This window comes from Streptomyces sp. NPDC058773, assembly GCF_042746015.1.
Lineage (GTDB): Bacteria > Actinomycetota > Actinomycetes > Streptomycetales > Streptomycetaceae > Streptomyces.
In genome coordinates, this window is record NZ_JBHYPE010000028.1 from 14,853 (window position 1) to 27,813 (window position 12,961).

General features: G+C 73.0%; 14 protein-coding genes. 8 read left to right on the forward strand and 6 right to left on the reverse strand.

What is annotated here, in order from left to right; genetic code table 11:
- Positions 1–133: 133 nt before the first annotated feature.
- Together ACFW5B_RS23045 and ACFW5B_RS23050 are read right to left on the reverse strand one after the other, a co-directional pair.
- Positions 134–1,573, reverse strand: coding sequence for a DUF3152 domain-containing protein (locus ACFW5B_RS23045; RefSeq protein WP_386442608.1), 1,440 nt, complete (start codon positions 1,571–1,573; stop codon positions 134–136).
- An 8-nt stretch (positions 1,574–1,581) separates the two neighbouring features.
- The gene (locus ACFW5B_RS23050) at positions 1,582–2,607 is read right to left on the reverse strand and encodes an alpha/beta fold hydrolase (protein WP_386442611.1); all 1,026 of its coding nucleotides are present in this window, start codon (positions 2,605–2,607) and stop codon (positions 1,582–1,584) included.
- A 171-nt stretch (positions 2,608–2,778) separates the two neighbouring features.
- Here ACFW5B_RS23050 and ACFW5B_RS23055 point away from each other — a divergent pair, with 171 nt between their 5' ends.
- From ACFW5B_RS23055 to ACFW5B_RS23070, 4 genes are all read left to right on the forward strand, one after another.
- Positions 2,779–2,997: a hypothetical protein gene (locus ACFW5B_RS23055; RefSeq protein WP_386442614.1), complete on the forward strand. Its 219-nt coding sequence runs from the start codon at positions 2,779–2,781 to the stop codon at positions 2,995–2,997.
- A gap of 148 nt (positions 2,998–3,145) precedes the next feature.
- Positions 3,146–3,787 (forward strand): TetR/AcrR family transcriptional regulator, encoded by a 642-nt coding sequence (locus tag ACFW5B_RS23060; protein ID WP_386442617.1) that lies wholly within the window; start codon positions 3,146–3,148, stop codon positions 3,785–3,787.
- Between the two features lie 140 nt (positions 3,788–3,927).
- Entirely contained in the window at positions 3,928–4,155 is a 228-nt protein-coding gene (locus ACFW5B_RS23065) for a DUF3107 domain-containing protein (protein WP_386442620.1), read from the forward strand.
- Between the two features lie 282 nt (positions 4,156–4,437).
- Positions 4,438–4,728 (forward strand): hypothetical protein, encoded by a 291-nt coding sequence (locus tag ACFW5B_RS23070; protein WP_386442623.1) that lies wholly within the window; start codon positions 4,438–4,440, stop codon positions 4,726–4,728.
- Positions 4,729–4,753: 25 nt separating this feature from the next.
- On the opposite strand, the gene ACFW5B_RS23075 is transcribed toward ACFW5B_RS23070, so the two are convergent.
- On the reverse strand, positions 4,754–5,491 hold the full coding sequence (locus tag ACFW5B_RS23075; RefSeq protein ID WP_386442625.1) for a ferritin-like fold-containing protein: 738 nt from the start codon (positions 5,489–5,491) through the stop codon (positions 4,754–4,756).
- 221 nt (positions 5,492–5,712) lie between these two features.
- Between ACFW5B_RS23075 and ACFW5B_RS23080 the strand changes: the two genes are divergently transcribed.
- From ACFW5B_RS23080 to ACFW5B_RS23090, 3 genes are all read left to right on the forward strand, one after another.
- Positions 5,713–8,247, forward strand: a complete 2,535-nt coding sequence (locus tag ACFW5B_RS23080) for a DEAD/DEAH box helicase (RefSeq protein ID WP_386442628.1) — start codon at positions 5,713–5,715, stop codon at positions 8,245–8,247.
- Between the two features lie 117 nt (positions 8,248–8,364).
- On the forward strand, positions 8,365–9,231 hold the full coding sequence (locus ACFW5B_RS23085; RefSeq protein ID WP_386442631.1) for an alpha/beta fold hydrolase: 867 nt from the start codon (positions 8,365–8,367) through the stop codon (positions 9,229–9,231).
- 126 nt (positions 9,232–9,357) lie between these two features.
- Positions 9,358–9,840 carry an SRPBCC domain-containing protein gene (locus ACFW5B_RS23090; RefSeq protein WP_386442634.1) on the forward strand — a complete coding sequence of 161 codons (483 nt, stop codon included), beginning with the start codon at positions 9,358–9,360 and terminating at the stop codon, positions 9,838–9,840.
- Between the two features lie 58 nt (positions 9,841–9,898).
- Here the strand turns inward: ACFW5B_RS23090 and ACFW5B_RS23095 are convergent, their stop codons facing one another.
- A complete protein-coding gene (locus ACFW5B_RS23095) occupies positions 9,899–10,825 on the reverse strand; it encodes an NYN domain-containing protein (protein ID WP_386442637.1) in 927 nt (308 codons plus the stop codon).
- A 201-nt stretch (positions 10,826–11,026) separates the two neighbouring features.
- Between ACFW5B_RS23095 and ACFW5B_RS23100 the strand changes: the two genes are divergently transcribed.
- Positions 11,027–11,179 (forward strand): hypothetical protein, encoded by a 153-nt coding sequence (locus tag ACFW5B_RS23100; RefSeq protein ID WP_085925097.1) that lies wholly within the window; start codon positions 11,027–11,029, stop codon positions 11,177–11,179.
- Between the two features lie 127 nt (positions 11,180–11,306).
- Here ACFW5B_RS23100 and ACFW5B_RS23105 read toward each other — a convergent pair whose 3' ends face one another.
- Both ACFW5B_RS23105 and ACFW5B_RS23110 read right to left on the reverse strand, forming a co-directional pair.
- The gene (locus ACFW5B_RS23105; RefSeq protein WP_386442641.1) at positions 11,307–11,915 is read right to left on the reverse strand and encodes a MarC family protein; all 609 of its coding nucleotides are present in this window, start codon (positions 11,913–11,915) and stop codon (positions 11,307–11,309) included.
- A 183-nt stretch (positions 11,916–12,098) separates the two neighbouring features.
- Positions 12,099–12,953 carry a PHP domain-containing protein gene (locus ACFW5B_RS23110; protein WP_386442644.1) on the reverse strand — a complete coding sequence of 285 codons (855 nt, stop codon included), beginning with the start codon at positions 12,951–12,953 and terminating at the stop codon, positions 12,099–12,101.
- Positions 12,954–12,961: the final 8 nt, after the last annotated feature.

A 12,961-nucleotide genomic window follows, 5' to 3' on the forward strand; every position in this document is an offset into this window, starting at 1 on the left:
GTAATCTTCTATCAACTGGGGCGGGGGGCGCGTGGTAGTTTGTCCCACCCCGCCACCGGAAGGGGTGAAAGCACGTAACTTTCCACCCCTGAGGGCGTTTCTTCGCGCTATGCGTGCATCGGGCCGGGCCCGTTCAGCGCTGGGTGGGGAACGGCCAGGAGTTGGGCCGGCAGGTCACACCGTCCGTGGTCAGGAACTTGGTCTGCTGCATCATCACCGGGGCCGGTGCGCCCTGGCGCGAGCAGATCTCGTGGTTGTGCCCGAGCCGGTGGCCGACCTCGTGGTTGATCAGCATCTGCCGGTAGGCGTGCATCTTGTCCTGGCCGTAGGTCCGGGCGCCCTGGGCCCACCGGTAGGCATTGATCATGACCCGCTCGGTCGCCGCGGAGTCACAGGAGACGTTGTCCTCGCTGGTGTCGAGGTTGGACTTGGCGCACCACGTGGCGGTGGTCGCCGGGCTCGCCAGCGTGATCACGAAATCGGCGTCGCCGGACGCCACCCGCTGGAAGGTCATCTTCCCGCCGTGCGCCCAGCTCCGGCTGTCGTTGAGGGTCTTGTGCACCGCCTCGGCGAACAACCCGCCGTCCAGCGGCAGCCCCTCTTCCATGTCGACGCGGTAGCGCAGCACCTTGCCCCGGCCGGGCGCCTTGGCGTCCCCGCCGACCGGCTTGAACTTCCCGGTGGCGGCCAGCTGGGCGTCCAGCGGGAAGACCTGGTTCATCTTCTCGTCGTAACTGGCGGGCTTGGCGTCCGGAGTGGGCCTGGAGTGCGACCGGGAGGCCTCGTCGTCGGTCCCGTCGGTACGGTCGCTCCCGCTGCGCAGTTGCGGTTCGCCGCCCTTGTCGTGCTGTTCGGCGACCTGGCCCGCGATGACCACGGCGAGCACGGTGGTCACCGCCGCGGCCGCCGCGCCGGTGAACGTCCGGCCCATGCCGCCCTTCCTGGCGCCGTACCGCAGGTCCTCGGCGTCCGCGTCATGGCCCTCGTACGCGTCCTCGCCCCCGGGGCCTTCCGGTCCCGCGCCGTCCGCGCCGGATTCCGCCGTCCGGGCCGGAGCGCCGGTCTCTTCACGGTCGAAGACGACCGACCGGCCGGTGGAACGGCCGCCGGGGGCCGCGCCGTTCGCGCCGGGGCCGTACGGTCGGGGTGCCGCGGCCGTCCTCCGGGGCGCGCCGGCCAGGAACACGTCGTCGTCCGGGTCGCCCGGGCCGGCCGCGCCGTACGTCCCGGCGTCGAAGGCCTCGACGTACTCGCGCCGCGGCCCCGGTCCGCTGCCCGGTGCGGTGACCCGCGGTCCGGCGGGCATCTCGGCGCGCGGGCGGGGAATGCGGGGCGTGCCCCGGCCGGGCGTCGCCGGGGAGGCCGGCGTGCCGGGGAACTCGCCCCAGCCGCCGCCCGGCTCACGCTGTTCGGGATGCCCGCCGCGCGCCACGTCGCCCTCGAACGGCTCGCGTCTGCGGCGGCCCGAGCCCGGCCCGGGGGCGTCGCCCGGGGCATTGCTGCCGGGCGGACCGGCGGTCTCCGGGGTGTCCGTTGCGGTTTCCGGCCTGCCTCGGCGGCTATGGCGTCCCACGGGGTGTGTCAGCTCCTGCCCGCATCAGCGGTCACATCGGTCACGTCACTGTCGAGCAGGTCGCGGACCGCCCGCGCCACTGCCTCCGGGTACTCCATCATCGCCACATGCCCCGCCTCCGGCAGCGTCAGCAGTCGCGAACCGCGGAACGCCGCGGCCGCCCGCCGCGCCATCCGGTAGGAGACCAGGCGGTCGCGCCCACCGTAGACGAGAAGGGTGGGGGCGAGCACTCGCTCTGCCTGACGCCACAAATTATGTTGTCCGCCGAGCGTGTAGGCGTTCACCAGGCCGCGCGCGGAGCGCTCCATCACCTCCCAGAAATAAGGGAGTTCGAGCCGTCGCGCGTATTCGTCGACCGCGGCGTTGAACCCTTCCGGGCTGACCCGTCCGGGGTCGCCGTAACAGAGCGCCAGCACCTCGCGGGTGCGGCGCTCGGGCGTCCAGTCATGGGTGAGCCGGCCGAACAGCCCGGCGATACCGGGTACGGCGAGCAGCGCGGTGGGCACCGCCGTGAGCTGCGGGCGCAGTTCGGGCAGCGCCGGGGAGATCAGGGTGAGGGTGCGCACGAGGTCGGGGCGCACCGCGGCGACGCGGGTGGCGGCCGCGCCGCCCATGGAGTTGCCGATGAGGTGGACGGGGCCGCGCCCGGCCGCGTCGAGATGGCGGATGACCGCGCGGGCCTGCGCGGAGACGGAGTAGTTGCCGTCGTCCGGGGGCGGGGACAGCCCGAAGCCGGGCAGGTCGACCGCCTCGGCGTCCAGCCGGTCGGCGAGCAGCGGCATCAGGTCCGACCAGTTCTGCGAGGAGCCGCCGAGACCGTGGACGCAGAGCGCGGGTTCGCGGTCCCGCCCGTCACCGGGGCCTCTGCCGTCGCCGTGCTCCGCCGCGGGCGGTCCGGCCGGGGCCCGTATGGTCAGCGTCAGGCCCGGCAGGGTCACGGTGCGCACCGTCTCCGCCGCGCCGGGCCGGCCGGAGCCGGCCGGGGGCACCGGGAGGGCGGCGGTCGCGGTGTCCGGCGACTCGGTCGAAGACATGCGTCGATGTTACGAGACGATCACGCCCCCGATCGTGTGTCCGCGGTCACACACCGCATCGCGCTGCCGCGGCCACTCTCCTACGCTCGTAGTCGGGGGCAGCCGCCCCCGGCCCCTGCTGCCATGCCTGGCACCAGCCGACGAAGCGAGCACGCGAGAAAGGGAGCCACCATGCGCGTCGACCCGACTGACCCGGATACTTTCGAGGACGAGAGCGACGCCACCGAGTTCGATGTCGAAGCCCCCGAAGCGGACGCGGTGGAGCAGTACGCCGACGTGACCCCGCACCGCGACGAGCGGCCGGGCGGCGCCGACCCGGACTCCGCGAACGAGGCGGACCGCGCCGAACAGGCCCGCGTGGTGGAGCTCAACGAAGACGAATACCGATGACCTGGGGCGTTATGTCGGCTTCGAACACCCGGGCCGGGCATAAATTCTCGGCCCGGACCGCGCACAGCCGGGTTACCCAAAAGTACGATGGCGGGCGCGGTGCACCATCTTGTACGGGCCGCGAACGGAACTACTTCTGGGAGGCAGCGTGAGCGCCATCGAGCAGACCGAGGCGGCGCGCCCGCGGGGCACACGCCTGCCACGCCGAGCACGGCGCAACCAGCTTCTGGGCGCCGCGCAGGAAGTCTTTGTCGCGCAGGGCTACCACGCGGCCGCGATGGACGACATCGCCGAGCGGGCGGGCGTCAGCAAGCCGGTGCTCTACCAGCACTTCCCGGGCAAGCTGGAGCTCTACCTCGCCCTGCTCGACCAGCACTGCGAGGCCCTGCTCCAGTCGGTGCGCACCGCGCTGGAGTCGACGACCGACAACAAGCAGCGGGTCGCGGCGACGATGGACGCCTACTTCGCGTACGTGGAGGACCCGGGCGGCGCCTTCCGGCTGGTGTTCGAGTCGGACCTCACCAACGACCCGGCGGTCCGCGAGCGGGTGGACAAGGTGTCGCTGCAGTGCGCCGAGGCCATAAGCGCGGTGATCGCCGAGGACACCGGGCTGTCGCAGGACGAGTCGATGCTGCTGGCCGTGGGCCTGGGCGGGGTGTCCCAGGTGGTGGCGCGCTACTGGCTGTCCTCGGAGAGCAAGGTCCCGCGGGACACCGCGGTGCAGCTGCTGACGTCGCTCGCCTGGAAGGGCATCGCCGGCTTCCCCCTCCAGGGCGGCGACACGCACTGACCCTGTTCGCTGCGGGCGTGGCCCATGGCGTCCTGTGCATCCCCGTACCGGGCTAATGTGTGCTGCGTACGGCGCGGATGGCCGCGCATCCTCCCCCAGCTGAGGCTGGGGACCCCCAGACCGTCGGAGGGACAAAAGCCGTGGAGGTCAAGATCGGCGTGCAGCACGCGCCCCGCGAGATCATTCTGGAGAGCGGGCAGTCTGCCGAAGAGGTCGAGAGCGCCGTGTCCGACGCGCTGGGCGGCAAGTCTCAGCTGCTGAGCCTGGTGGACGACCACGGTCGCAAGATTCTGGTCCCCTCGGACCGGCTGGCCTATGTGGAGATCGGCGAGCCGACCGCCCGCAAGGTCGGGTTCGGCGCGCTCTGATCAGCGGGCGCCCGCTGTGGTGCCCCGCGAAGCGACAAGGGCGGCGGCCCGGAGGATGTCCTCTCCGGGCCGCCGCCCTTCCGCGTCGTTCCCGGTATCGTCGGGCGCCCGATTCCGGCGCGGTCCGCGCGTTTGCGCAGATCAGGCCGTTCGAGTCGGTCCGGATGGGCTGATCAGGCAGCGGACCTGCGCGACGAGGGTTGCTGCCGGTACCCCTTGGGTACGACCGCCTGTGACCGGCCAGTTCGTCCGATCGGCGTGCAGCACGCGGGAGGGAACAGCATGATCTGGGAAGCGCTCGGTGCCCTGCTCATCGGCTTTGCCATCGCCCTGTCCGCGACGCGATGGCTGCCCGACCGATTCCCCTCGCGCAGCCTCACGCTCGCGACCGGCCCGGTCGCGGCGCTGCTCGGCGCGGTGCTGACCCGCGCGATCCTCGGCCCCGGGTATCCCGTGCAGGTGATGGTCGCCTCGGTCGCCGTGGGGGCGGCGCTGCTGTCGGTCCTGCTGCGCCCGCCGCACCGGCGCCTTCGGCGGCCGGCCGCGGCGCTGAAGGGGCACCGGACGGCCTGAACCGCCCGGCACCCCGCCGGAGAGGTCAGGCCGCGAGCCCCAGCGCCGCCATCCGCTTGGTGTGCGCCTCGGTGATCCGCGAGAACATCCGGCCCACCTCCGCCAGGTCGAAGCCGTCGGCGACCCCGCCCACCAGCATCGTGGAGAGCGCGTCGCGGTCCGCGACCACCCGCTGCGCCTGCGAGAGCGCCTCGCCCATCAGCCGGCGCGCCCACAGCGCCAGTCGCCCGCCGACCCGCGGCTCGGCCTCGATGGCCGCGCGCACCTTCTCCACGGCGAACGACGCGTGCCCGGTGTCGTCCAGCACGGCCAGCACGAGGTCCCGGGTGTCGGAGTCCAGCCGGGCCGCGACCTCGCGGTAGAAGTCACTGGCGATCGAGTCGCCGACATAGGCCTTGACCAGGCCTTCCAGCCAGTCCGACGGCGCGGTCTGCCGGTGGAACTCGTCCAGGGCGGCGGCGAACGGCTCCATCGCCTCGTTCGGCTCCGCCTCGATCTGCGCGAGCCGCTCCCGCAGCCGCTCGAAGTGGTGGAACTCGGCCGAGGCCATCTTGGCCAGTTCGGCCTTGTCGTCCATCGTCGGGGCGAGCTTGGCGTCCTCCGCCAGGCGCTCGAAGGCGGACAGCTCGCCGTAGGCGAGCGCGCCGAGCAGATCGATCACGGCGGCCCGGTACTGCGGGTCGGTGGATGCCTGCGCCCAGTCCTGGGCGGCGATCCCGGTGTGTTCTTGTGCGTCAGCAGCGGCGTTGTCAGGCGTTCCCATGACCGGCACAATAGCCCGCTCGGCGGCTCGGGGAAGGCCCTGGTCAGCCACTGCCGTTCCCTCGTACGAACGACGGTCGTAGGCGGCGGCCGGGCCCCGGACCGGGCGTGATGTATTCCTCACTCATACAAGCCTTCGGATAGGTGCGCCCTATCCGGGGTAGAGTGGTATTGGACCTGCCGAGTATCGGTGGGTCGTTCCACGAAGCGGATGCCCGGTCGGTGGCCCGATCGGCTCCAAACCGACCGCCCTCTCTTTGCGGCGCGCAGCAGATCTGCGCACGGCAAGAGGGACACCGCTCGCGGCTGGAGTGCCTGAGCGTTGGCAGTGGTCCCGCCCCACCGGCCCCTTCCGGCCGGCCCGTACGAACTCCGTACGAAGGTGCGGTACGACCCCCTTCGCCGCCTCACGCCGCGTCTCACAGAAGAGGCAAGATTCTGTCTACGTTCCGAGACCTCGGGATTTTCCCCGAGACGGCCGAGGCGCTGGAAGCCGTCGGCATCATCTCCCCCTTTCCCATCCAGGAGCTGACGCTCCCCGTCGCCCTCTCCGGCAGCGACGTCATCGGCCAGGCCAAGACCGGCACGGGCAAGACCCTGGGCTTCGGCCTGCCGCTCATCGAGCGCGTCACGGTCCCCGCGGACGTCGAGGCGGGCCGCTCCCGGCCCGAGCAGCTGACCGAGGCGCCGCAGGCCCTCGTGGTCGTGCCCACCCGCGAGCTGTGCCAGCAGGTCACCAATGACCTGCTCACCGCCGGCAAGGTGCGCAATGTCCGGGTGCTGGCCATTTACGGCGGCCGGGCGTACGAGCCGCAGGTCGAGGCGCTGAAGAAGGGCGTCGACGTGATCGTCGGCACGCCCGGCCGGCTGCTGGACCTCGCGGGCCAGAAGAAGCTCGACCTCTCGCAGGTGCGCACCCTCGTGCTGGACGAGGCCGACGAGATGCTCGACCTGGGCTTCCTGCCCGACGTCGAGAAGATCATCCAGCTGCTGCCGGTCAAGCGGCAGACCATGCTGTTCTCCGCGACCATGCCCGGCCAGGTCATCTCGCTGGCCCGCCGTTACATGTCGCAGCCCACGCACATCCGCGCCACCGCGCCGGACGACGAGGGCGCGACGGTCGCCAACATCACCCAGCACGTCTTCCGCGCGCACTCCATGGACAAGCCGGAGCTGGTCGCGCGCATACTGCAGGCCGAGGGCCGGGGCCTGGCGATGCTGTTCTGCCGGACGAAGCGGACCGCCGCCGACATCGCCGACCAGCTCTCCCGGCGCGGTTTCGCGTCCGGCGCGGTGCACGGCGACCTCGGCCAGGGCGCCCGTGAGCAGGCGCTGCGCGCCTTCCGCAACGGCAAGGTCGACGTCCTGGTCTGCACCGACGTCGCCGCCCGCGGTATCGACGTCGAGGGCGTGACCCATGTCGTCAACTACCAGTCGCCCGAGGACGAGAAGACCTACCTGCACCGCATCGGCCGTACGGGCCGGGCGGGCGCCAAGGGCACCGCGGTCACCCTCGTCGACTGGGACGACATCCCGCGCTGGAAGCTGATCAACAAGGCGCTGGACCTGCCGTTCGACGAGCCGGAGGAGACCTACTCCACCTCGCCGCACCTGTACGCGCAGCTCAACATCCCCGAGGGCACCAAGGGCGTGCTGCCGCGCGCCGAGCGCACCCGGGCCGGGCTGGCCGCGGAAGAGGTCGAGGACCTGGGCGAGACCGGCGGCCGGGGCCGCGGTTCCCGCCGGGGCCCGGCCACCGAGGAGTCGCGCCCCGCGCGTACCCGTACGCCGCGCCAGCGCCGCCGTACCCGCGGTGGCTCCGCGCTGGACGGCCCGGCCGGTGCCACGGCGCAGACCACCGGGTCGCCCGCCGCCGCCGGGAGCGCGCAGGACACGCAGAGCGCGGAGACCGCCGGGCCGCGGCAGCCGCGCCGGCGCCGGCGTACCCGCTCGGGCCAGTCCGGTGCCGTGACGGCGCCGGCCGCCGAGGCCACCACCGAGGTGCCCGAGGCCGCCGCCGTGGCGACCAAGGCCGCCGCCGTGGCGACCAAGGCCCCGGTGGCCACCCAGGCCGCCGAGGTGACCAAGCCGACCACCGTCGTGGCCGAGGCGCCGGCCGCACCCGCCGCGCCGCGCCGCCGTGCCCGCGTCGCCCGCCCGGTGGACACCACGAGCTTCCAGACCGTCGAGGTCGCCGCGCGGGCGATCGCGGCGGAGCGCGCCGCGGCCGAGGCCGAGGCCGTGACGGAGCCCGTCGAGGCGCCGGCCAAGCCGCGCCGCCGTAGCCGCAGCGCCGCGAAGGCCGCCGCGGAGACGGCACCGGCCGTGGTGACGGAGACCGTGACCGAGGCCGCTGACGGCGCCGTGGCGGCACCGGCCAAGCCCAAGCGCACCCGGAAGTCGGCCGCCGCCAAGGCCGCCGAGGCCGCGGTCGACACCGCCGAGGCCACCGACGCCGCACCGGCCAAGCCCAAGCGGACGCGGAAGACGGCTGCCGCCAAGGCCGCCGAGGCCGCGGTCGACACCGCTGAAGGCACCGAGGCCGCACCGGCCAAGCCCAAGCGCACCCGGAAGGCCGCGGCCGCGAAGGCCACGGCGGAGGCGCCCGTCGCCGAGGACGCCCCGGCCAAGCCGAAGCGGACCCGGAAGACGGCTGCCGCCAAGGCCGCCGAGGCGGCGGAAGGCGGCGAGGCCAAGCCGGTGCGCCGCCGCAGCCGCGCCAAGGCCCCGGTGGCCGAGGCGGCTTCCGAGAGCTGACCGTCCCGGTCCGCGCCGGACCGACCCGGCACAGACGACCCGGCCCCGCACCGCGCGGGCGCCGGGTCGTCGGCGTCCCGGCCCCGTTTTGCCCGCCGGCCCGGATAACCTCGGCTCATGAGCAGGCCGCCCACCCTCACACTGCCCCCGTGCGCCCGTGCGTACCGACTCGACACCGAGCGCGGCTCGTTCGCCGTGCAGGACGCCCGGCCCGAGGCCGCGCCGATCGGGACCGCCCTGTTGGTGCCCGGATTCACCGGCAGCAAGGAGGACTTCGTCGCCTTGCTGGCGCCGCTCGTCGCGGCCGGGTTCCGGGCGGTCGCGGTGGACGGCCGCGGCCAGCACGAGTCCCCGGGACCGCGCGAGGAACAGGCGTACGCGCAAAGGGAGTTGGCGCTCGATGTGCTGGCGCAGGCGCGGGCCCTGCAGGAGCCGGACGGTGGGCCGGTCCATCTGCTGGGGCACTCCCTGGGCGGGCTGATCACCCGGGCCGCCGTGCTGCTGGACGCGGCCCCGTTCCGTTCGCTCACCGTGCTCAGCTCCGGGCCCGCCGCCATCGCGGCGTCCCAGCAGGCCCGGGTGCGGATGCTGATCGAGGCGCTCGGCGCCCTCGACATGGAGAGCGTCTGGCGGGCGATGCGCGAACTCGATCCGCCGGAGGCGGCGGACGCCGCGACGCCGCCGGAGATCGGCGCGTTTCTGCACCGCCGTTGGCTGAACACCGTGCCCGAGCAGCTGATCGCGACCGGCCGGCAGATGCTGACGGAGCCCGACCGGGTGGCGGAGCTGGCCCGTACGGGGCTGGCCACCCATGTCGTCTCCGGCGCCGTCGACTACGCCTGGCCGGTGGCCTGGATGGACGAGATGGCCCGGCGGCTGTCCGCCCGGCGCACCGTCATCGAGGGCGCCGAGCACTCCCCCAACGCCGAGCGTCCGGAGAAGACGGCCGAGGCACTGGCCGGGTTCTGGAGCGGGGTGGGCTGAGCGCCGCGCCGGGTGGGCCGAGCGGGCGGTGTCGCCAGGACAGCGCCCGGCGGTTCGGCGAGCATCGACACAGGCGGGCCGGCACCGGCGCCCGGTCCGCACCGGCTTCGTACGAAGGGCTCCCCCATGACCGAGAATCCGGCGAATCCCCGGGCCGGCTTCGAAGACGGCCCGCACGGCATCGCGCTCACCCGGACCTTCGACGCCCGCCGTGAGCTGGTCTTCGAGGCGTGGACGCGGCCCGAGCACTTCGGGTACTGGTTCGGCGGGGAGCTGGCGGTGCCGGTCGAGCGGATGACGATGGACCCCCGGCCGGGCGGCATCTGGAGCCTGGTGATGCAGACCCCGGACGGCGGCGAACTGCCGTTCTCGGGTGTCTACCGTGAGGTGGCGCCTCCGGAGCGGCTGGAGTTCACGCTCAAGGACGCGTCCGCGCCGGACGGCATCGAGGGCGAGATCGTCCGGGTCACCCTGACCGAGGCCGGGAACCGTACGGAGATGGCCTTCCGCCAGATCGGCGGCAATCTCACCTCCGAGCAGTACCGCCAGGCGGAGGCGGGCTGGTCGGGCTTCTTCGACCGCCTCGCGGAGCTGCTGGCACGGGCCTGATCCCGGGCCGCCCCCTGGGGGCCGGACTCCGTCGGGGTCCGGCCCCGTCCCTGGCCCCCTAGTACTGCGCCTGGACGTGATCCCAGAAGCCGTCGCGCAGCACCCGGCGCAGATCGGCGTGGCCGCGCAGGGAGTGCCGCAGCAGGGCCTCCGACGCGGTCAGCAGCTCCTGGTCGACGGCGCCGGGCAGATAGGGATGACCGGGGAGCAGCCCGGCCATCCACTCGCGGCCGCGCTCCGACAGCCACTGGGCGGCGACCTGTGCGCCGACGAAGCGGACGTCCTCGCGGCTGGGCGCCGGGCCCTCGCCCGCCGTCTGCTCGGCGTATTCGGCACCGGCCCGCCGGGTGACGTACGGCTTGCAGAACTCCAGGTCGAAGGTGCGCGCACTGTCGACCTCCCACAGCAGCGGCTCGGCCTGGTTGCGGCCGCCGGCGGCCTCGATGCCCCACAGGTGCACCCGGGCGCCGTAGCCCTGGGCCGCCTCCACCGCGGAGACCAGGTCCTCGTCGCCGCCGATCAGCACCGCGTCGCTGATCGCGCGGTGCCGGGCCAGCGACTCCAGGTCGGAGCGGATCAGGGAGTCGACGCCCTTCTGCTGGTTGTTGGCGTTGAGGTTGCCGAGCCGGACCTTGACGTCGGGCAGCTCGGCGATCCGCTGCTGCTCCTGGGTGTGGATCCGGCGGCGGGCGCCGTCGTACCAGTAGACGCGCAGCAGCCGGCTGTCCGGGAAGATCATCCGCGCCTTGTCGATGAATGCCTCGATAAGCCCTTCCGCGTCCAGGTCGAAGGCCTTGCGGTCCTCCGTGCCGGCGACCAGCCGGCCGGCCGCGGCGTAGACATATCCCGCGTCCACGAAGGCGGCGTGGGTGGACGGGGTGGTGGCGACCTCGGCGAGTACCCGGGTGAGCAGCTCATTGGTGCGCTCGATGCCGACGGCGAGCGCGCTGAGGTCGGTGGGGCCCGTGGGCTGGACGTCATTCATACCGGACCCATTGTCCGGGCGGTCACTCTGCGGGCACAACCGTTCTCGGCCAGACGTACTTAGACCGTCGAAATTTTTCTTTAGCGTAGGGAATGATTCCTCCGGGCAGGGTGTTCTACCAGTACGGAGCGCCCGGCAGCGACGCCGGGCACTCCCTGCCCAAGAGTTCTCCGCAGGAGGATCAGACGAAGGGAGAAGCCGTTGCGCTTCGAGATCATGCGCCTGGACGATGTCGACGGCACCGCCGTGGACAGCACCGTCGTGGACGCCGCCTCCGTCAACCGGATCGTGCAGCAGGCCGCCTCGACGGGCCAGCGCATCTATATCCGCCCGGCCGACACCGCCGTCCGTTAGTTTCCGATTCCGCCGCCCGATGACGCGATGATTCCGGCGGCCGGCCGCGACCGGCCGCCGCCCACGAGCGCCCCCGTACGCACAGTCCGTACGGGGGCGCCGGGCGTTCCGGGGCAGGGTGCCGGCGTCAGGACGCCGACTGGATCACCTGCAGCACGCCGTTGATGATCTGCTGCACGGCGAGCGCGGAGAGCATCATGCCCGCCAGCCGCGTGACCAGGACCACTCCCCCGTCCTTGATCACGCGGATGATCACCAGCGAGAACCGCATCACCAGATACAGCACCACATGGATCGCCGCGATCGCCGCCCAGACGGAGATCTGCGCGGCCACTCCGTGTGCGTGCTGCACCGCGAGGATCACCGACACGATCGCGCCGGGCCCGGCCAGCAGCGGCATCCCCAGCGGCACCAGCGCCACATTGACGTCCTTGGTCTGGGTCGGCTCCTCCGACTTCCCGGTCAGCAGGTCCAGCGCGACCAGCAGGAGCAGCAGACCGCCCGCGATCATCAGCGCGGGCGTGGAGATGTGCAGCCGCCCCAGGATCTGCCGGCCGAAGAGGCCGAAGAGGGCGATGACGCCGAAGGCGACGGCGGCCGCCTGCCAGGCCATCCGGCGCTGCACCTTGGCCGGGCGGCCGGAGGTGAGGGCCAGGAAGATCGGGGTGATGCCCGGCGGGTCCATGATCACGAAGAGGGTGACGAAGAGCGTACTGAAGACGGCGATGTCGAACACGGTGAAGGCCTTGCGAGAGGTGGTACAGGACGAGCCACGGACCGGCGCGGCGGGCGCGGGCCCGTAAGGAGAGGGGCGAGGGGACTGCGCGCGGTGCGCACCGCGCCCGGACGGGAACGGCACCCGGTGGGGCGACGGTCCGGCGAACCGGCGCGCGTGGTGCGGCAGTCGGCCGCGGCGGGCTCAGCCGCCGGTGCCGGGTACGGGGAAGGCGCCGGTCGCACGGCGCACGATCTCGCCGTAGATCTCGGGGTCGGTGGTGTATTCGCCGAGGCGGCAGGTCTTGCGGCTGCCGTGGTAGTCACTGGAGCCGGTGGCCAGCAGGCCGAGGTCGGCGGCCATGGCGCGCAGCCGGGCGCGGGTCGGGGCGTCGTGGTCCATGTGGTCGGCCTCGATGCCGTCGAGGCCGGCCGCGGCGAGTTCGGCGATCACGCTCTCCGGTACGCAGCTGCCGCGCTTGACGGCCAGCGGATGCGCGAAGACGGTGACCCCGCCGGCCGCCTTGACCAGCCGGATCGCGTCGAACGGATCGAGCTCGTGCTTCTGCACGTACGCCCGGCCGTCGTTGGCCAGCCACTCGGTGGAGAACGCGTCGGAGACGGTGGGGACCACGCCCAGGTCGACCAGGGCGGTGGCGATGTGCGGCCGTCCCACGGCGCCGTCCCCGGCGATCCGGGCGACCTGCTCCCAGGTGAGGGGCACACCGAGGTCCCGCAGCTTGGCGACCATGCCCTGGGCCCGCGGCACCCGGTCGTCGCGCACCAGCTCCCGCTCGCGGGCGAGCTCCGGCTCCTCGGGGTCGAAGAGGTAGGCGAGCACATGGAGGCTCACCCCGCCGATCCGGCAGGAGAGTTCGGCGCCGGTGACCAGCGTCAGTCCGGCGGGCAGCGCCGCCCGCGCCTCGGCGTGGCCGCCGACGGTGTCGTGGTCGGTCAGCGCGACGACGTCCAGACCGGCGGCCGCGGCGTTGCGCACCAGCTCGGCGGGGGTGTCCGTACCGTCCGAGGCCGTGGAGTGGGTGTGCAGATCGATACGCACGACGCGGA

Excerpts from the sequence above, each read along its gene's own strand:
- ACFW5B_RS23050 (WP_386442611.1), bottom strand. The coding sequence starts at position 2,607 with ATGTCTTCGACCGAGTCGCCGGACACCGCGACCGCCGCCCTCCCGGTG.
- ACFW5B_RS23055 (WP_386442614.1), top strand. The coding sequence starts at position 2,779 with ATGCGCGTCGACCCGACTGACCCGGATACTTTCGAGGACGAGAGCGAC.
- ACFW5B_RS23070 (WP_386442623.1), top strand. The coding sequence starts at position 4,438 with ATGATCTGGGAAGCGCTCGGTGCCCTGCTCATCGGCTTTGCCATCGCC.
- ACFW5B_RS23075 (WP_386442625.1), bottom strand. The coding sequence starts at position 5,491 with ATGGGAACGCCTGACAACGCCGCTGCTGACGCACAAGAACACACCGGG.
- ACFW5B_RS23085 (WP_386442631.1), top strand. The coding sequence starts at position 8,365 with ATGAGCAGGCCGCCCACCCTCACACTGCCCCCGTGCGCCCGTGCGTAC.
- ACFW5B_RS23090 (WP_386442634.1), top strand. The coding sequence starts at position 9,358 with ATGACCGAGAATCCGGCGAATCCCCGGGCCGGCTTCGAAGACGGCCCG.
- ACFW5B_RS23095 (WP_386442637.1), bottom strand. The coding sequence starts at position 10,825 with ATGAATGACGTCCAGCCCACGGGCCCCACCGACCTCAGCGCGCTCGCC.